The organism is Vibrio breoganii (genome assembly GCF_001677275.1).
Lineage (GTDB): Bacteria > Pseudomonadota > Gammaproteobacteria > Enterobacterales > Vibrionaceae > Vibrio > Vibrio breoganii.
This window is the reverse complement of the sequence record NZ_CP016177.1, coordinates 1,788,882-1,806,981: the sequence shown is the minus strand read 5'-3', so window position 1 is coordinate 1,806,981 and position 18,100 is coordinate 1,788,882. Positions and strand designations below refer to the sequence as shown.

The window sequence follows — 18,100 nt, the reverse complement described above, 5'->3', positions numbered from 1 at the left end:
GGTAGGATGCCCGTGGACGTTTAAATATTGAAGATCAAATAATGACTGAATCTTTTGCTCAACTCTTTGAAGAGTTTCTAAACGAAACTGAATTCCAACAAGGCAGCATCGTTAAAGGTACTGTAGTAGCTATCGAGAACGGTTTCGTTCTTGTTGACGCTGGTCTTAAGTCTGAGTCTGCTATCCCTGCAGAACAATTCAAGAACGCTGCTGGCGAACTTGAAGTTGAAGTGGGTTCTGAAGTAGACGTAGCGCTTGACGCTGTTGAAGATGGTTTCGGTGAGACTCAACTTTCTCGTGAGAAAGCTAAGCGTCACGAAGCTTGGATCGTACTTGAGAAAGCTTACGAAGAAGCTGAAACTGTTGTTGGTATCATCAACGGTAAAGTTAAAGGCGGTTTCACTGTTGAACTAAACGGTATCCGTGCTTTCCTACCTGGTTCTCTAGTAGACGTACGTCCTATCCGTGACACTGCTCACCTAGAAAACAAAGAGCTAGAGTTCAAAGTAATCAAGCTTGACCAGAAGCGCAACAACGTTGTTGTTTCTCGTCGTGCTGTTATCGAATCTGAAAACAGTGTTGAGCGTGACGAACTTCTTGAGACTCTACAAGAAGGTACTGAAGTTAAAGGTATCGTTAAGAACCTTACTGACTACGGTGCATTCGTTGACCTTGGCGGCGTAGACGGTCTACTTCACATCACTGACATGGCTTGGAAACGCGTTAAGCACCCATCTGAGATCGTGAACGTTGGTGACGAGATCCTAGTTAAAGTTCTTAAGTTTGACCGTGAGCGCACTCGTGTTTCTCTAGGTCTTAAGCAACTTGGCGAAGATCCATGGGTAGCAATCGCTAAGCGTTACCCTGAGACTCATAAGCTAACTGGTCGCGTTACTAACCTTACTGATTACGGCTGCTTCGTAGAAATCGAAGAAGGCGTTGAAGGTCTAGTACACGTTTCTGAAATGGATTGGACTAACAAGAACATCCACCCTTCTAAAGTTGTGAACGTAGGCGACGAAGTTGAGGTTATGGTTCTTGAGATTGACGAAGAACGTCGTCGTATCTCTCTAGGCCTAAAACAATGTAAAGCTAACCCTTGGCAGTCATTCGCTGAAATTCAAGCGAAAGGCGATCAAGTAACTGGTAAGATCAAGTCTATCACTGACTTCGGTATCTTCATCGGTCTAGAAGGCGGCATTGACGGTCTAGTTCACCTGTCTGACATTTCTTGGAACGTTGCTGGTGAAGAAGCAGTACGTGACTACAAGAAAGGCGACGAAATCTCAGCTGTTGTTCTTGCAGTAGATGCAGAGCGTGAGCGTATTTCTCTTGGCGTTAAGCAAATGGAAAACGACCCGTTCAACAACTATGTTGCTGACAACAAAAAAGGTGCGCTAGTTAACGGTACTGTAACTGCAGTAGACGCAAAAGGTGCTACAATTGAACTTGTAGACGGCGTTGAAGGTTACATCCGTGCTTCTGAAGTATCTCGTGACCGTATTGAAGATGCGTCTCTGATCCTAAGTGTTGGCGATAGCGTTGAAGCTAAGTTCACCGGTGTAGACCGTAAGAACCGCGTAATCAACCTATCTATCAAAGCTAAAGATCAAGCTGAAGAGCAAGAAGCAATGGCTTCACTGAACAAAGCTGAAGACGGCGGGTTCGGTAACGCTATGGCAGATGCATTCAAGGCTGCTAAAGGCGAATAATCACTTTTTTAACTAAAAGATGATCGCTAAGAGGGGGCCATACGGCTCCCTTTTTTTGATTTATGAATGAGGGAAACTATGACAAAGTCTGAATTAATTGAGAGACTGTGTGCTGAGCAGACACACTTATCTGCCAAAGAAATTGAAGACGCAGTAAAAGAAATTATTGAGCATATGGCCGACACTCTAGAAACGGGTGAGCGAATTGAAATTCGTGGTTTCGGTAGTTTTTCTCTTCACTATCGTGAGCCGCGTATGGGTCGTAACCCTAAAACTGGCGATCAGGTAGAGCTGGACGGAAAGTTCGTTCCGCACTTTAAGCCAGGCAAGGAGTTGCGTGAGCGCGTTAACGACAGTCTATAGTGATAAAGAGTAATGAAAACGGCACTTCATAATGGAGTGCCGTTTTTTTCGTTGTGCTACTCAGTTGATGCGCCTCAAGTTGATGCGAATTCACAATTTGATTATTGAATACTCAAGTCGATGATAATTTACGAATTAGCATGGTGTAGAGTGTCGAATTACTGCATAATCACTGTTATTAGACTGATTTTAAAAGGGTAGTCTTAGTGAAAATTCTAAAGATAGCGTTAGTGTTGGTTCTGTTTCTTATTGCGCTGGCTCTAGGCGCTCAAAACCAAGAAGTGGTGACATTTAACTACTTGCTCGCGGAAGGTGAATTTCATCTCTCTACGCTGATTGGTATCGTATTCGTAACTGGCTTTGTTATCTCAGGACTGGTTTTTGGCAGTATGCATTTCAAATCTCAACTTCAAGTGCGCAAGCTAAATAGAAAACTGAAGAAGCTAACGCCTCAAGTGGCGACTTCTGCACCGACTACCCCGTCCGTACCCGCTTCAATCAAAACAGAGAAGTAAATTTATTGGATGCTTGAGTTACTGTTTCTACTCTTACCAATTGCAGCAGCCTATGGATGGTACATGGGCCAGCGTAGTGCACGTCAAGATAACCAGAGACAGTCTAACCAAATATCCAGACAGTACGTTCATGGTCTAAATCTGCTGTTATCCGAGCAATCAGATAAAGCGGTGGATCACTTCATCGAACTCTTGCAGGTCGACGACGAAACCATAGATACTCACCTTGCTTTGGGTAACTTGTTTCGCTCACGTGGCGAGGTTGACCGAGCGATTCGCATTCACCAAAACCTCATCTCGCGTACCGAACTGACCATTGAACAAAAGAACATTGCTTTGCAGCAGTTGGCTAAAGACTACATGGTCTCGGGTTTTCTAGATCGCGCAGAAAAAATCTACGAGCAATTGGTGGAAGAGCCTGATCATAGAGAACAGGCGCTGCAGCAATTGGTGGCGATTTACCAACAAACCAAGGAGTGGAGCAAGGCTATCCACTACGCCAGTATGTTGGTGAAGATGGGGCGCAGAAAAATGCGCACCAGTATTTCTCATTACTGGTGTGAACTGGCGTTGAATGAAAAGGCCTTTGGCAAGCGTGCCAAATCCATTCAGTACTATAAGAAAGCGCTAGCTGAAGACCCTAAATGTGTGCGTGCCAACATATCACTTGGCCGCATCTACATGGAAACGGAAGAGTACACCAAGACCATTAAGTATCTAGAGTCGGTGTTAGCTCAGGATGTCGACTTTATCAGTGAGGTGCTACCAAACCTCGCCGATTGCTATTACCACCTGGGTCAAGAGCCTGAACTGTTAGAGTTTCTTCGTAAATGTATCGACAAGAAAGCGGGTGTGTCCGTCGAGCTCATGCTGGCACAAGTGGTCGCTCAGCATGAAGGCACAGGCGCCGCTCAATCGTTGTTGACTCGACAGCTCATCAAGAACCCTACTATGAAGGGCTTCTACCGTTTAATTGATTACCATATTGCAGAGGCGGAAGAGGGCCGTGCTAAAGACAGCTTAAGCACCCTGCAAACCATGGTTGGTGAGCAATTGAAGGTGAAACCCCATCACAGATGCCGCAAATGTGGCTATTCAACTCATGCCCTTCATTGGCATTGCCCATCTTGCCGCAGCTGGGGTAGCATCAAGCCTATCCGAGGCCTAGACGGCGAATAATACCAATCGTACTAAATAACTGGTCATTCTAGCTGGTTAAAATACTCGATAACTGCGTTAAAATTTTTGATTGTAGAATAACTACTTATCGAAAAATCCTGCCTTGTTCTCGAGCATTTTTCCTGAGCTACTTCTGATCACTTACTTAGTGTGATTGGTATAAAATCACGTTTCACTCTAACAATCTCTGTCTGACAAGGTTAGAATAGGCGCGCTTTATCCCCCATGCCCATACTAGGAGACCTTTCGATGGATCAAAAAGTGATCGTTGCCTTAGACTATGACAACAAGAATGACGCTTTAAACTTTGTAGACCGAATCGACCCAGCCTCATGCCGCTTAAAAGTCGGCAAAGAGATGTTCACTCTATTTGGCCCTGAGTTTGTTAAACAACTCCATCAAAAAGGCTTTTCTGTATTCTTGGATTTGAAATTTCACGATATCCCAAACACTTGCTCTAAAGCGGTTCGCGCTGCAGCTGAAATGGGCGTATGGATGGTGAACGTTCATGCCGGTGGCGGTGAGCGTATGATGACCGCATCACGTGAAATCTTGGAACCTTACGGTAAAGATCGTCCACTACTGATCGGTGTAACTGTGCTAACCAGCATGGAACAGTCAGACTTGGCAGGTATTGGCCTAGACGTTGAGCCAAAAGATCAGGTATTGCGCCTTGCACACCTAACCAAGAACAGCGGTTTAGACGGCGTGGTATGTTCAGCCCAAGAAGCGAGCTTCTTGAAATCTGAGCTAGGTAAAGAGTTTAAATTGGTGACCCCAGGCATCCGCCCAGCAGGCGCAGCCGTTGGCGACCAAAAACGCATCATGACCCCAGTTGACGCGATTCAAGCAGGTTCTGATTACCTTGTTATCGGCCGCCCAATCACCCAAGCCGCTGACCCTGCGAAAGTGTTAGCTGAGATCAACGCGACACTAGCGTAACTACTCTGCCAATAACAAATGTCATCCTGAACTCGATTCAGGACCTTAGAAAGTGCGAAATTTAGAACAAGTGCTCACTAAGTTCCTGATTTTCATCAGGATGACGAGCGTAAGATAGGCAAAATTAGTGCGCTCCCGTCATGCTGGAAAATACAAAGTATTTATCCAGCATCTTAGAACGTTCGAAATTTAGAACAAGTGCTCACTAAGTTCCTGATTTCCATCAGGATGACCCTGATAGCTGATAGCTGATAGCTGATAGCTGATAGCTGATAGCTGATAGCTGATAGCTCAATACCCACCACTGTCACTCTCTAAGATACTGGATAACCGCGTCGCGGTTTCCAGTATGACGATTTAACTAGTATTACTGACTATTTGTTCTTAAACCGGAATACCACTATGAAATTTAAACTCAACATCAGGTGTAGTAATTAATTCAGCCTCAACCCTCGCAAAATATTCTACTCGCTCACTAATGTCTTCACTGGCAATCTGCTGAGCTAAGGTTAGATAATCTTGATAGTGCCTAGCTTCTGAGCGCAATAAAGAGATATAGAAATTCTGTATATCTTCGTCCATATGTGGCGCCAGAGCAGCAAAGCGCTCGCACGATCTTGCTTCAATAAATGCGCCAATAATCAACTTATCAATGAGTGTCTGTGGTTCATAGGTCTTCACATGCTTAAGCAAACCCTTCGCATAACGGCTGGCGGGTACATGGTTGTACTCAATGCCGCGGCTATCCATGATCTCTAGCACTTGATAGAAGTGATGCAGCTCTTCTTTGATCAGCAACACCATCTTATCGATAAGGTCTTGGCTATACGGTGAATCGGATTGAGCAATAATGCCTTTTGAGATATTGCTTTTACCTTTTAAGGTATTCAGGTCACCAATACCCTTATAGGCAAATTCTTCATAGGGCTTGAACCACTCCAACAATTGCTGTTTGCTCTCATTGTTTGCCGCATATTTTCGGATCAGGAACATGGCGGATTGGCCCGCTTTTAATTCACAAAGCAGGTGGTCGATAAGCACCACAGGCAATCGCTCGGGCTTTTTTGCTTCCTCTATCCATTGTGTTGGAGTAGTGCAGTTGAGAAATTGGTGAATGGGTTCGAGAAGGTGTTGATACATGAGAGATCCATTGTCATTACAGCGATGCCGTAGCCTAAGAAATTTGTTTCGCTGTGTCTATAGTGACCTTATATCATGAATATCAATGAAACTACTTTTCATACTAATCCAAAAACGTTATAACTAATCATTATATGTAAAGGAATACGAGGCATAGCATGAAGCTACAGCAATTAAGATACATAGTGGAAGTGGTTAATCACAATCTCAATGTGTCTGCCACCGCGGAGAGTCTTTATACCTCTCAGCCGGGCATCAGTAAGCAGGTGAGACTGCTTGAAGATGAGCTTGGAATACAAGTGTTTGAACGAAGCGGTAAGCACCTGACTCAGGTGACCCCAGCGGGCGAAGACATTGTCAAAATCTCTCGAGAGATCTTATCTCGTGTGGAATCGATAAAGTCCGTCGCCTCCGAGCACACCCATCCAGAAATGGGCACCTTGAACATCACTACCACACATACTCAGGCCCGCTACGCACTTCCTGATGTTATCAAAGGCTTTACCGCGAGATATCCTAAGGTTTCCCTACATATGCACCAAGGGACACCTTCACAGATGTCTCAGGCCATTGCCAAGGGTACTGCCAATTTCGCTATCGCGACGGAGGCTCTACACCTTTACCATGATGCCATCATGCTACCGTGCTATCACTGGAATCGCTCAATAGTGGTGACGCGTGACCATCCGCTGGCCAATAAGGCGAACGTGACCATTGAAGACCTTGCCGCATATCAACTAGTGACTTATGTCTTCGGCTTTACCGGGCGCTCGGAGCTAGATGCAGCCTTCAACAATGCTGGTTTAACACCACGAATCGTATTCACCGCCACCGATGCTGATGTCATCAAAACCTATGTACGCATGGGGATCGGTGTGGGCGTTATCGCGAGTATGGCCATCGATGAAGAGCAAGATAAAGACTTAGTGGCGATTGATGCCAGTCATATCTTTGGGGCAAGCACCACCAGTATTGGCTTTAGACGAGGCACCTTCTTGCGTAGCTACATGTTCGATTTCGTGGAGCGTTTCGCGCCGCACTTAACCCGTCCAGTGGTAGAGCAGGCGATTTCGTTGAAAAACAATCATGAAATCACGGAAATGTTCAAGGATATTGAGCTTCCGGTTCGTTAAACATTCCTAATTGATTCGCTTCCCTCTAAAATAAACACCTAGGGGGAAGCATGCTCACACACTTTACACCGCTCGATCATCTATTGCTTAAATGCCAACACTTTTGGCGTTTTGAGCCTTTTCACGAGAGTCGCTCTCGACAACACCGATTTGCGGATACGCCATTGGCAACCTGGCTTGACGGTTTATCTGCGTCCGATGCTCATTCCCTAAAGCACGACGTATCGAGTGTGTATCAGCAGCTACAAACATTTATACCCGAACTTAAGGATATAGAGCCCTTAGTGACGCTTGAGCACTCATCGACAACGCCTCTAGAGCTTGATTCTCATCTTGCCACTGGAATACCCGGAAGAAAGCTAGAACAAATCACGGCTATGGGCTCTCGGGCGCTCTCAGCGCATTCAGGCGCGGAGTGGTTAGAGTGGTGTGCCGGTAAGGGATTCTTAGGGCGAATACTCGCGCATCATTCGGGGCAGGCGGTGACCAGTTTTGAGTGGCAACAGCCACTTTGTGAGCATGGACAGGCCGAGGCTCACAAGCAAAATCTTCCTGTCACCTTTATTCAGGGTGATGCCTTTAACTGTGACCATCAACATATATTTAATCACAAGCAACATGCCGTCGCTTTGCATGCCTGCGGAGATTTACATGTTTCTTTGATGAAGCACGCGATGGATCACCAGTTAGCCGCGCTATCAATAGCGCCTTGTTGTTATCACTTAATACAGGATGAGCAGTATCAGCCTCTTTCGAGTTTGGGAAAGCAGTCAGCCTTGGCACTATCCAAGTCAGAGCTGCGTATTCCTTTACAGGAAACGGTTACCGGCGGCGAGAGAGTGGAGCGCCATCGATATCAAGAAATGAGTTATCGACTTGGGCTGGATGAGCTTTTACGAGAAGAGCTAGGCTTGAGCGAATATCAACCCATTCCAAGTGTCAAGAAGTCTCAGTTGCAGCTTGGGTTCATAGAGTTTTGTGAGTGGGCGGCGCAGCGAAAGGGCTTTGAGTTGCCCGATTGTGATTTTAAGCGTTATCAAAGACTAGGAGAGGCGCGTTTTGCGCGAATGGAAAAGCTCAGCTTAGTGCAAATGGCTTTTCATCGACCATTAGAGATGTGGCTTATCCTAGATAAATCTCTCTATCTGCAAGAGCACGGCTATAAGGTTCATCTAACGGAGTTTTGCGAAAAAAAAATAACACCGCGTAATATTCTCATACACGCGGTGTTATAGCTGACAGTCTAATCCCGTCATCCCCGAGTGCTCTTGTCGGGGATCTTTACAACCAAGAAATTGCCGATAAGAAACCTCGGCAATGCGTGGCTGTCGTTATTAAGAAAATAGCGCTATCGCCTTGCTAGGCTCTACATATTCTAGGTTGAAGTTGTCGGCGACTTCTTTACATGTCACGACACCATGAATGACGTTAAGGCCGTTCAGGAAGCCTTTGTCTTCAGTAAGCGCTTGTCTATAACCCTTGTTTGCCAGTTTGATGATATAAGGCAGGGTCGCGTTATTGAGGGCAAAGGTAGAGGTTCTAGCTACCGCGCCAGGCATGTTTGCGACACAATAATGAACCACATCATCGACAATATAGATTGGATCAGCATGAGTCGTTGCATGGGAGGTTTCAAAGCAACCACCTTGGTCAATGGCCACATCCACGATAGCGGCACCAGGTTTCATTGATTCAATGTGTTTTTTTGTAACAAGTTTTGGCGCTGCAGCACCTGGAATCAATACCGCGCCCACAACCAAATCGGCTTCTAATACATGACGACTTAGTGCTTCTTCAGTGGAATAAACTACTTTTGCACGTCCTTGGAACTCTTCATCAAGAGCGCGAAGCGTATCAATGTTTCGGTCAAGGATAGTCACATCAGCACGCATACCGACAGCCATTCGAGCGGCGTTTGAGCCAACAACACCACCGCCAATGATCACCACTTTTGCAGGCTCAACACCGGGTACTCCACCCAGCAAAAGGCCTCTGCCAGCATTGGATTTCTCTAAGGCTTGTGCACCGGCTTGGATGGACATTCTGCCCGCAACTTCTGACATTGGTGCAAGAAGAGGTAGCTGATTTAAGCGGTCGGTCACGGTTTCATACGCAATGCATACCGCTTTGCTATTGATTAGTTCCTCAGTTTGTGGAAAATCAGGAGCTAAGTGTAAATAAGTAAACAAGATTTGCCCTTCGCGAAGCATTGCTCGCTCAATGGCCTGAGGTTCTTTTACCTTCACGATCATTTCTGCCTGAGCAAAGATTTCCGTTGTGGCTGGAAGAATGGATGCACCTGCTGCGATATAGTCATCGTCGCTGAAACCTATGCCGCTGCCGGCTTGCGTTTCAACTATAACTTGGTGTCCGTTAGAGATAACTTCTCTCACGCTGGCTGGGACCATACCAACTCGGTACTCATGGTTCTTAATCTCTTTAGGGATACCAATTATCATCCTGACTCCTTATTGTTTTCTAGTTATAGTAACTGCATAAATTGCTTATGTGGGGTGTTATCAACTAGTATAGAACCGTTTATTCAAAATTTGATGCTGAATATTTTAATATTGTAGTGTATATTGTTGCAAGGAAGTAAAAAGGTGGAACAAAACCATGTTAGAAGCGAGTAAACCGTCCAAGGAACTGGACCGTATAGACAGAAATATTCTTAATGAACTGCAAAAAGATGGCCGAATTTCTAACGTAGAACTGTCTAAGCGTGTTGGTTTGTCGCCAACCCCTTGCTTGGAAAGGGTAAGACGTCTTGAGCGTCAAGGTTATATTTTAGGATATACCGCACAACTTAACCCCCAATATTTAGATGCCTCTCTACTGGTATTTGTAGAGATCACCCTAAATCGTGGTGCGCCAGATGTATTTGAGCAGTTCAATACTGCAGTACAAAAGCTAGACGACATTCAAGAGTGTCATCTTGTTTCAGGTGATTTCGATTACCTATTGAAAACACGTGTATCTGATATGGGTGCCTATCGTAAATTGCTAGGCGACACCCTGCTACGCCTGCCGGGTGTGAATGACACTCGTACTTATGTCGTCATGGAAGAAGTGAAGCAGAGCAATAACCTAGTGATCAAAACTCGCTAAATTGCTGATTCCCTGAGGTTCTATTTGGGTTTTTACCTCAGCATGTGTTTAAATGAAGATAATCACGGGCGACATTAGTCGCTCGTGTCGTTTATCCGACTAAGACCCGCATGCAATGGATATGTTGAAAAGAAATCCCAAAATTCGAACAGTAGTTCACAAGTCTCCTCACAAGGCCAAACCCAATCTCACCGGCATTCAACGCCTCAGAGAAGGGTGTCTTATCATTGGCGTATTGCTTGCTGTCCTTATGGCAGTATCACTGATTACCTTTAACCCAGCAGATCCTTCATGGTCGCAAACGGCGTGGGGTGGGGAAGTGAAGAATGCGGGTGGCCTAATGGGTGCCTGGATAGGTGATACATTGTTATTCACCTTCGGCGTTCTGGCCTATTTTGTACCAGCCATTATCGTTCTACTTTCTTGGATTGTATTTCGTAAACGCACAGACACAGAACCTGTAGATTTGATGCTATGGGGCACGAGGTTGCTTGGCGGTGCACTGTTAATTGTAACCAGTTGTGGCCTAGCGGATCTGAACTTTGATGACATCTGGTACTTCTCATCCGGTGGCGTGGTGGGTGATGTGATCACCAGTCTGGCACTTCCAACGCTCAACAGCCTAGGCAGTACCCTTGCGCTGCTATTTTTCTGGGGCGCCTCTTTTACTCTGTTTACCGGTATCTCTTGGCTATCGATTGTTGAACGCATCGGTCAGGGCACCTTATGGTGCGTGACCTCTTGCTTGAACTTTGTCCGTGGTGACAAAGAGCAGGTGCTTGAACCTACGCGCCTTGACGATCAAAAATTGGTTTATGCAGATACTTCTCCAGAAGCTCTGCAACCTACGTTAGAGAATACTGAGAGTCCGATAACAGAAGATCCGTTACTAGCGCCATCTACTGAAGCGCTTGCAGAAGAAACCCCATACAAGATCTATATGCCTGAGGACAGCGAAGACGAAACCTTTACCTTCGATAGAACCAGCAACCTCAATGCGCCGATAGATCAGCTTGAGCGCGATGCCCAACTAGCGAATGACTACGCGGATACTGAAGAGCCGACAGTAGATACAGTGGCGCAGACTCAAGAGTCTAACCAAGATCCAACACCAGAAATGGAGATTCCTGAGGTGGAAGAGCATTTTTCTGCCACGGAAGAGATAGTAGAAGAGAAGCCAAGCTTCCAGCCACCAACACTGGAAAGCGATCCGCTACTTGAAGATGAACAGCAACATTCACACAATCATGACGCAGAGCTAGTCGGAGATTCTTCTGACTTTGATATTGTCGAAGAAGCAGAAAAGCCACAGCCAAGCATCTCTATGGAATCCCTTGATGAGGTGGAAGAGCAGACTGCCGCTTCTGAACAAGAACAAGCGCAAGAACAAGATGAAGAAGTCATCGTTGAAGAGTTAACGGATGCCGAAGCCTTTGCTAAACAAATAGCCGATGAGAAAGCCAGACAAGCGGCCTCTCAAAATCCATTCTTGATTCGTAAAGATGCTGACCTACCCGTGCCAACCAGTCCAATGCCGACGTTGGAACTGCTTTATCATCCTGAAAAGCGTGAAAACCATATTGATAGAGAAGCGCTGCAAAACATAGCGCGTCTTGTTGAGTCCAAACTGGCGGACTACAAAATTAAGGCAGCGGTCGTAGGTATTTTCCCTGGACCTGTTATCACTCGATTTGAACTAGACCTTGCGCCAGGGGTCAAAGTGTCTAGGATTTCCAGTTTGTCCATGGATTTGGCGCGTTCGCTATCTGCATTAGCAGTGCGTGTCGTTGAAGTGATTCCTGGTAAGCCTTACGTGGGTTTAGAGCTTCCAAACATGACTCGTCAGACGGTATTTTTGTCCGATGTGGTTTGTAGCCCGCAGTTTATCGAGAATAAATCGCCAACAGCGGTAGTGCTGGGTCAAGACATTGCCGGTGATGCGGTTGTCGCTGATTTGTCTAAGATGCCGCACGTGTTAGTAGCCGGTACTACAGGTTCGGGTAAGTCTGTAGGTGTAAACGTCATGATTCTGAGTATGTTGTATAAATCAACACCAGATGATGTGCGTTTCATCATGATTGATCCGAAAATGCTAGAACTTTCTATCTATGAAGGAATTCCTCATCTGTTGTCCGAAGTGGTTACAGATATGAAGGATGCGTCGAATGCCCTTCGCTGGTGTGTGGGTGAGATGGAGCGCCGTTATAAGCTAATGTCCGCCCTTGGCGTACGAAACTTGAAAGGCTTTAACGAGAAGCTGAAAATGGCGGCGGATGCAGGACATCCAATCCATGATCCACTGTGGCAACCGGGCGACAGTATGGATCAAGAAGCGCCATTGCTTGAAAAACTGCCTTACATCGTGGTGGTGGTTGACGAATTTGCCGACCTTATCATGGTGGTGGGTAAGAAGGTTGAAGAGCTGATTGCTCGTATCGCGCAAAAGGCGCGTGCGGCGGGTATTCACCTTATTCTGGCCACGCAGCGTCCATCGGTGGATGTGATTACAGGCCTGATTAAGGCGAACATTCCGACGCGTGTTGCGTTTACGGTATCGACCAAGACTGATTCACGAACCATCCTAGATCAGGGTGGCGCAGAGTCGCTGCTAGGTATGGGTGACATGTTGTATCTACCCCCTGGCTCTAGCCATACCATTCGTGTACACGGCGCGTTCGCTTCAGATGATGATGTGCACGCGGTAGTGAATGACTGGAAGGCGCGAGGTAAACCTCAGTATATCGATGAGATCACTAAGGGTGAACCGTCGCCAGAAACCTTGCTTCCGGGTGAAAAAATGGAAAGGGAAGAGGACACGGACCCGCTGTTTGACCAGGTGGTTGAGCATGTTACTGAGACGCGTCGTGGCTCTGTGTCAGGCGTGCAGCGTAAATTTAAGATCGGTTACAACCGAGCCGCTCGCATAGTAGAACAACTTGAAGCGCAAGGTATCGTATCGGCTCCGGGGCATAATGGTAACCGAGAGGTACTTGCACCGCCGCCAATTAAAGATATGTAATAGGGCCTCTTGGCCCAGTATTCAGAGAGTAGTATGAAGAAAATATTAGTAAGTTTATTGGTGTTGGTTTCAGGCGCTGTGTCTGCCAACCCTCAGCAAGAGCTTGTGCAACGCTTAGATAAAACCGATGGCTTTACTGCGCAGTTTTCACAAACTGTTGTGAGCCCAGATGATGAAGTTGTTATGGAAGGCACAGGCTCCGTTGAGATCGCAAGGCCAAGCCTCTTTCGCTGGACCACCAATACACCCGACGAAAATGTATTAGTGTCTGATGGCGAAACGCTGTGGTATTACAGCCCGTTTATCGAACAAGTGAGTATTTACTGGCAAGAGCAAGCGACAGAGCAAACACCGTTTGTATTGCTAACGCGCAATAAAGCCAGCGATTGGGACAAATACAACGTAATTCAAAATGGCGATCGCTTTACCTTAACGCCAATGGACGAAACCTCTACACAGGGCCAGTTCCAAATTGACATTGATAAAGCGGGAGCAATCTCAGGCTTTAACGTGGTGGAGCAAGATGGCCAGCGCAGTAAGTTTACCTTTAATGACTACCGTGCCCAAACGCCCGCTAAGTCGCGCTTTGTATTTGAAATCCCAAATGGGGTTGAAGTTGACGACCAGCGTAACTAAACCTATATCATGAGCAATATGCAATTTGATTTCTCAACGGGGGAGGATTTTCGTCCCCTTGCTGCGCGCATGCGCCCAAGAACCCTTGAGGAATACATAGGTCAACAACATGTCTTAGGCCCGGGTAAGCCCTTATATCGTGCTTTGCAGGCAGGACAGCTTCACTCCATGATCCTATGGGGCCCACCCGGCACAGGCAAAACCACATTAGCAGAGGTAGCCGCAAGCTATGCCGATGCTAGGGTAGAGCGCGTGTCTGCCGTGACCTCTGGGGTGAAAGACATTCGAGCCGCCATTGAAAAGGCACGTGACAACAAGATGGCGGGACATCGCACCATCTTGTTTGTCGATGAGGTGCATCGCTTCAACAAGAGCCAGCAAGACGCTTTTTTGCCGCACATTGAAGATGGCACGGTCACCTTTATAGGCGCAACCACCGAAAACCCTTCCTTTGAGCTCAATAACGCACTGCTATCACGAGCGCGAGTGTATAAGCTTGCCTCCCTAGATACCCAAGATATCGAGCAAGTGATTCAACAGGCCTTAAACGATGATGAGCGCGGTTTAGGTAAGCTTAAGGCGGAGTTTATCGGCGAGAGCGATCAGCGCTTAGCGGAACTTGTCAGCGGTGATGCGCGCATGGCGCTCAACTACTTAGAGCTGTTGTTTGATATGGCGCCAGAGAAAAACGGCGTTAAGCAGATAGATCTTGAGTTGCTCGCACAGGTAGCTGGCTCTAAGGTGGCACGCTTCGATAACAAGGGCGATATTTGGTATGACCTGATTTCTGCGGTGCATAAGTCAATTCGAGGCTCAAACCCTGATGGGGCCTTGTATTGGAGTGCTCGCATGATCAAGGCGGGTTGTGACCCTTTGTATATTGCTCGTCGTTTGCTAGCCATTGCATCTGAGGATATTGGCAATGCTGATCCCCGTGCCATGCAAGTGGCGATTAGCGCGTGGGATTGTTTTACACGCATAGGTCCTGCAGAAGGCGAAAGGGCTCTGGCGCAAGCCGTGGTCTATTTAGCGTGCGCGCCAAAGAGTAACGCCGTTTACACAGCGTGGAAACAAGCGTTGCAAGATGCAGACGACACATCAGAGCTAGAAGTGCCACACCACCTCCGTAATGCACCGACTAAGTTGATGCAAGAATTAGGCTATGGTGACGAGTATCGTTATGCTCATGATGAACCTGGCGCTTATGCGGCAGGGGAATGCTATTTCCCTCCAGAAATGAGCGAGACTCGCTACTATTTCCCAGAAAATCGTGGCCTAGAAACAAAAATTGCTGAAAAGCTGAACTATCTCCATTCTTTAGACGAAAAAAGCACACGAAAGCGCTACAAAAAGTAGTGTTTTTTAGATATCTTTGTTCGATTGAAATTTTACCCTTTTTAGCTCCTTGAGAGTTATCGTTAACTACACGCAGGATTAGCAATGCTAGATTCTAAATTATTTCGTACAGAGCTGGACGAAACAGCAGCAAAACTAGCGCGTCGAGGCTTTACCTTAGACGTTGATACCATTCGCCAACTAGAAGAAAAGCGTAAAGCTATTCAGGTTGATGTTGAAAACTTGCAATCCTCTCGTAACTCTATCTCCAAGCAAATTGGCCAAAAAATGGCAGCTGGCGATAAAGAGGGCGCTGAAGAGATCAAGAAACAGATCGGTACTCTGGGTTCTGACCTAGATGCGAAGAAAGTCGAACTAGCAGAGGTTCAAGCTCAGCTAGAAGACATCACGCTGTCTGTACCTAACCTTCCAGATGATTCTGTACCAAACGGCAAAGACGAAAACGAGAACGTAGAAATTTCTCGTTGGGGCACGCCAAAAGAGTACGATTTTGAAGTAAAAGATCATGTCGATCTTGGTGAGATGGCTGGTGGCCTAGACTTTGCTAGCGCAACCAAAATTACTGGCGCACGCTTCATCGTGATGAAGGGCCAATTTGCTCGTCTTCACCGTGCTATTGCGCAGTTCATGCTGAATCTGCACACCGATGAGCATGGCTACACAGAGATGTATGTGCCGTACCTAGTGAACTCAGAAAGCTTATTTGGCACAGGTCAGCTGCCTAAATTTGGTGAAGACCTATTCCACACTGAGCCACTAACAGAAAAAGTGAATGACGAAGAGCCTCGTAAGCTTTCTCTTATTCCTACTGCTGAGGTTCCAGTAACTAACATGGTACGTGATACCATCGTTGATGAAGCAGACCTGCCAATCAAGATGACGGCTCACACGCCATGTTTCCGCTCTGAAGCGGGTTCTTACGGTCGTGATACTCGTGGCTTGATCCGTATGCACCAGTTCGACAAGGTTGAGCTTGTTCAGATCACGCGTCCAGAAGATTCAATGAATGCTTTGGAAGAACTTACCGGTCACGCTGAGAAAGTACTTCAATTGCTAGAGCTACCTTATCGTAAAGTGGTGCTTTGTACTGGCGATATGGGCTTCGGCGCTCGCAAGACCTATGACCTTGAAGTCTGGGTTCCAGCACAAAAAACGTACCGTGAAATCTCTTCTTGCTCGAACACTGCCGATTTCCAAGCACGTCGCATGCAAGCGCGTTTCCGTCGTAAGGGTGAGAAGAAGCCAGAGCTTCTACACACATTAAATGGTTCTGGCCTAGCAGTAGGTCGTACCATGGTAGCGATCCTAGAGAACTACCAACAAGCAGATGGTCGCATTGAGATCCCTGCTGTACTTCAACCATACATGGGTGGTTTGACCCACATTGGTTGATAAGTGACTGCATGAAAAACCGGCTACTTGTTAGCCGGTTTTTTTATGTCTGTTCGATAAGCAGGTGCCTGCTTTATGAATTCGGTGTGGTGATTTAGGGTGCTAAAGACTCTGAGATACTCCGGGTTTCCCAACATGATGCGAATTTAGAGCTGACGTTTATAAAGGAGTTGTCATCCTGACGAAAACTGGAATGCCAGCCCAGCAGGATCTTAGCAAGCACATTACACCCTACAAAAACAACCCGTCATCTTGCACCGCGCTTTCAATCGCCTCTATCAGTATCTGCAACTCATCCGGCTTAATAATGTATGGCGGCATAATATAAATCAGCTTACCAAACGGGCGAATCCATACCCCTTGTTCTACGAAGTGTGCCTGTATCTTCTCCATATTGACCGGTTTATGTGTTTCTACCACACCGATAGCGCCAAGGTATCGAGTCTCTTTTACCAGTGCATAGCGAGATAATTGACCGAGTGACTGCGCAAGCTGCGTTTCAATATCGGCAACTTGCTGCTGCCATTGACCGGATTGCAATATCTCCAAACTCACCGATGCCACTGCGCAGGCGAGTGGGTTCCCCATAAAAGTGGGTCCATGCATAAAGCACCCTGCTTCGCCTCCGCAGACAGTGTTGGCGACCTTTGGTGTAGCAAGGGTTGCTGACAGGGTCATATAGCCACCGGTCAAAGCCTTACCCACACATAGAATGTCTGGCTCTATGCCAGCATGTTCTACTGCAAACATCTTTCCTGTACGCCCGAATCCAGTGGCAATTTCATCAGCAATGAGCAAGATGCCGTAGTGGTCACACAATTCTCGCACGCGCTTTAAGTAGCTTGGATGATACAGACGCATTCCGCCTGCGCCTTGGACTATGGGCTCTAGAATGATGGCGGCTATGTCGCGATGATGAATCTCAAGGGCATCGAGCATTGGCGCTATATCGGCTTCATCCCAATCATCAAAAAAGCCACACTGAGGGGAATCCACAAAGATGTGCTCAGGTAGAAAGCCTTTGTACAGTGAATGCATTGAGTTGTCAGGATCGGTCACCGACATCGCAGCGAAGGTATCGCCATGATAACCGTGTCGTAGGGTGAGAAACTTGGGCCGGCGCTCACCTAAGGTGTGCCAGTACTGCAGTGCCATCTTGAGGCTTACTTCTACTGCCACCGAACCCGAATCAGCAAGAAAGATGTGCTGGAGATTTTTGGGTGCAAGATCGAGTAGCTTTTTCCCAAGCTCAATGGCGGGCTTATGGGTAATGCCGCCAAACATCACATGGGACATAGTATCAATTTGCTGGTGAGCCGCAGCATTTAGCTTTGGGTGTGAGTAGCCGTGTATTGCAGACCACCACGAAGACATACCGTCAATAAGCTCGGTGCCATCTTCTAATCGCAATGTAACACCCGATGCTGATGACACTGGGTAGCAGGTGAGAGGGCTCAGAGTTGAGGTGTACGGGTGCCAAAGGTGTTGTTTGTCGAAGCTTAAATCCATAAAAGAGCTCAAATTGTTCAATTAATGTTCGTTAGTAAACAAAGTTATCCTTGCTGTGTTGACAGTGTATCGCTTCAGGTTAGACTAGCCAAGCAA

15 protein-coding genes are annotated in these 18,100 nt (G+C 46.7%); 12 read left to right on the top strand and 3 right to left on the bottom strand.

All coding sequences use genetic code 11. The annotated features are described in order from the left end of the window. The first annotated feature begins 41 nt into the window (after positions 1–41). The 5 genes from rpsA (at position 42) to pyrF (ending at position 4,711) form a co-directional block, all read left to right on the top strand. Positions 42–1,712 carry a 30S ribosomal protein S1 gene (gene rpsA, locus A6E01_RS08315; RefSeq protein WP_017027840.1) on the top strand — a complete coding sequence of 557 codons (1,671 nt, stop codon included), beginning with the start codon at positions 42–44 and terminating at the stop codon, positions 1,710–1,712. Positions 1,713–1,790: 78 nt separating this feature from the next. After that, a complete protein-coding gene (gene ihfB / locus A6E01_RS08310) occupies positions 1,791–2,075 on the top strand; it encodes an integration host factor subunit beta (RefSeq protein WP_017027841.1) in 285 nt (94 codons plus the stop codon). 206 nt (positions 2,076–2,281) lie between these two features. Next, the gene (locus A6E01_RS08305) at positions 2,282–2,590 is read left to right on the top strand and encodes a LapA family protein (protein ID WP_026026115.1); all 309 of its coding nucleotides are present in this window, start codon (positions 2,282–2,284) and stop codon (positions 2,588–2,590) included. 9 nt (positions 2,591–2,599) lie between these two features. Then, positions 2,600–3,769, top strand: a complete 1,170-nt coding sequence (gene lapB, locus A6E01_RS08300; RefSeq protein WP_017027843.1) for a lipopolysaccharide assembly protein LapB — start codon at positions 2,600–2,602, stop codon at positions 3,767–3,769. Positions 3,770–4,018: 249 nt separating this feature from the next. After that, a complete protein-coding gene (gene pyrF / locus A6E01_RS08295; protein ID WP_017027844.1) occupies positions 4,019–4,711 on the top strand; it encodes an orotidine-5'-phosphate decarboxylase in 693 nt (230 codons plus the stop codon). A gap of 384 nt (positions 4,712–5,095) precedes the next feature. Here pyrF and miaE read toward each other — a convergent pair whose 3' ends face one another. Then, entirely contained in the window at positions 5,096–5,851 is a 756-nt protein-coding gene (gene miaE, locus A6E01_RS08290; RefSeq protein ID WP_017030381.1) for a tRNA isopentenyl-2-thiomethyl-A-37 hydroxylase MiaE, read from the bottom strand. A 158-nt stretch (positions 5,852–6,009) separates the two neighbouring features. Here miaE and cysB point away from each other — a divergent pair, with 158 nt between their 5' ends. Next, complete coding sequence (gene cysB, locus A6E01_RS08285) at positions 6,010–6,984, top strand: HTH-type transcriptional regulator CysB (RefSeq protein ID WP_017027688.1); 975 nt, start codon at positions 6,010–6,012, stop codon at positions 6,982–6,984. Positions 6,985–7,034: 50 nt separating this feature from the next. Continuing rightward, the gene (locus A6E01_RS08280; protein ID WP_017027687.1) at positions 7,035–8,219 is read left to right on the top strand and encodes a methyltransferase; all 1,185 of its coding nucleotides are present in this window, start codon (positions 7,035–7,037) and stop codon (positions 8,217–8,219) included. Between the two features lie 99 nt (positions 8,220–8,318). On the opposite strand, the gene ald is transcribed toward A6E01_RS08280, so the two are convergent. After that, positions 8,319–9,443: an alanine dehydrogenase gene (gene ald / locus A6E01_RS08275; RefSeq protein WP_065210047.1), complete on the bottom strand. Its 1,125-nt coding sequence runs from the start codon at positions 9,441–9,443 to the stop codon at positions 8,319–8,321. A gap of 157 nt (positions 9,444–9,600) precedes the next feature. Here ald and lrp point away from each other — a divergent pair, with 157 nt between their 5' ends. The 5 genes from lrp (at position 9,601) to serS (ending at position 16,495) form a co-directional block, all read left to right on the top strand. After that, entirely contained in the window at positions 9,601–10,092 is a 492-nt protein-coding gene (lrp, locus tag A6E01_RS08270) for a leucine-responsive transcriptional regulator Lrp (protein ID WP_017027685.1), read from the top strand. Positions 10,093–10,207: 115 nt separating this feature from the next. Beyond that, positions 10,208–13,111, top strand: coding sequence for a DNA translocase FtsK (locus tag A6E01_RS08265; RefSeq protein ID WP_065210046.1), 2,904 nt, complete (start codon positions 10,208–10,210; stop codon positions 13,109–13,111). A 33-nt stretch (positions 13,112–13,144) separates the two neighbouring features. After that, positions 13,145–13,747, top strand: a complete 603-nt coding sequence (gene lolA / locus A6E01_RS08260; protein WP_017027683.1) for an outer membrane lipoprotein periplasmic chaperone LolA — start codon at positions 13,145–13,147, stop codon at positions 13,745–13,747. A gap of 9 nt (positions 13,748–13,756) precedes the next feature. After that, on the top strand, positions 13,757–15,103 hold the full coding sequence (locus tag A6E01_RS08255) for a replication-associated recombination protein A (RefSeq protein ID WP_065210045.1): 1,347 nt from the start codon (positions 13,757–13,759) through the stop codon (positions 15,101–15,103). Between the two features lie 84 nt (positions 15,104–15,187). Further along, a complete protein-coding gene (serS, locus tag A6E01_RS08250) occupies positions 15,188–16,495 on the top strand; it encodes a serine--tRNA ligase (protein ID WP_065210044.1) in 1,308 nt (435 codons plus the stop codon). A gap of 231 nt (positions 16,496–16,726) precedes the next feature. On the opposite strand, the gene bioA is transcribed toward serS, so the two are convergent. Next, positions 16,727–18,004, bottom strand: coding sequence for an adenosylmethionine--8-amino-7-oxononanoate transaminase (gene bioA / locus A6E01_RS08245; protein WP_017027680.1), 1,278 nt, complete (start codon positions 18,002–18,004; stop codon positions 16,727–16,729). Positions 18,005–18,100: the final 96 nt, after the last annotated feature.

Coding starts and splice junctions, on each gene's coding strand:
- pyrF (WP_017027844.1), top strand. CDS start 4,019: ATGGATCAAAAAGTGATCGTTGCCTTAGACTATGACAACAAGAATGAC.
- A6E01_RS08280 (WP_017027687.1), top strand. CDS start 7,035: ATGCTCACACACTTTACACCGCTCGATCATCTATTGCTTAAATGCCAA.
- rpsA (WP_017027840.1), top strand. CDS start 42: ATGACTGAATCTTTTGCTCAACTCTTTGAAGAGTTTCTAAACGAAACT.
- miaE (WP_017030381.1), bottom strand. CDS start 5,851: ATGTATCAACACCTTCTCGAACCCATTCACCAATTTCTCAACTGCACT.
- A6E01_RS08265 (WP_065210046.1), top strand. CDS start 10,208: ATGGATATGTTGAAAAGAAATCCCAAAATTCGAACAGTAGTTCACAAG.
- lapB (WP_017027843.1), top strand. CDS start 2,600: ATGCTTGAGTTACTGTTTCTACTCTTACCAATTGCAGCAGCCTATGGA.
- ihfB (WP_017027841.1), top strand. CDS start 1,791: ATGACAAAGTCTGAATTAATTGAGAGACTGTGTGCTGAGCAGACACAC.
- bioA (WP_017027680.1), bottom strand. CDS start 18,004: ATGGATTTAAGCTTCGACAAACAACACCTTTGGCACCCGTACACCTCA.
- A6E01_RS08255 (WP_065210045.1), top strand. CDS start 13,757: ATGAGCAATATGCAATTTGATTTCTCAACGGGGGAGGATTTTCGTCCC.
- ald (WP_065210047.1), bottom strand. CDS start 9,443: ATGATAATTGGTATCCCTAAAGAGATTAAGAACCATGAGTACCGAGTT.
- lolA (WP_017027683.1), top strand. CDS start 13,145: ATGAAGAAAATATTAGTAAGTTTATTGGTGTTGGTTTCAGGCGCTGTG.
- serS (WP_065210044.1), top strand. CDS start 15,188: ATGCTAGATTCTAAATTATTTCGTACAGAGCTGGACGAAACAGCAGCA.
- cysB (WP_017027688.1), top strand. CDS start 6,010: ATGAAGCTACAGCAATTAAGATACATAGTGGAAGTGGTTAATCACAAT.
- lrp (WP_017027685.1), top strand. CDS start 9,601: ATGTTAGAAGCGAGTAAACCGTCCAAGGAACTGGACCGTATAGACAGA.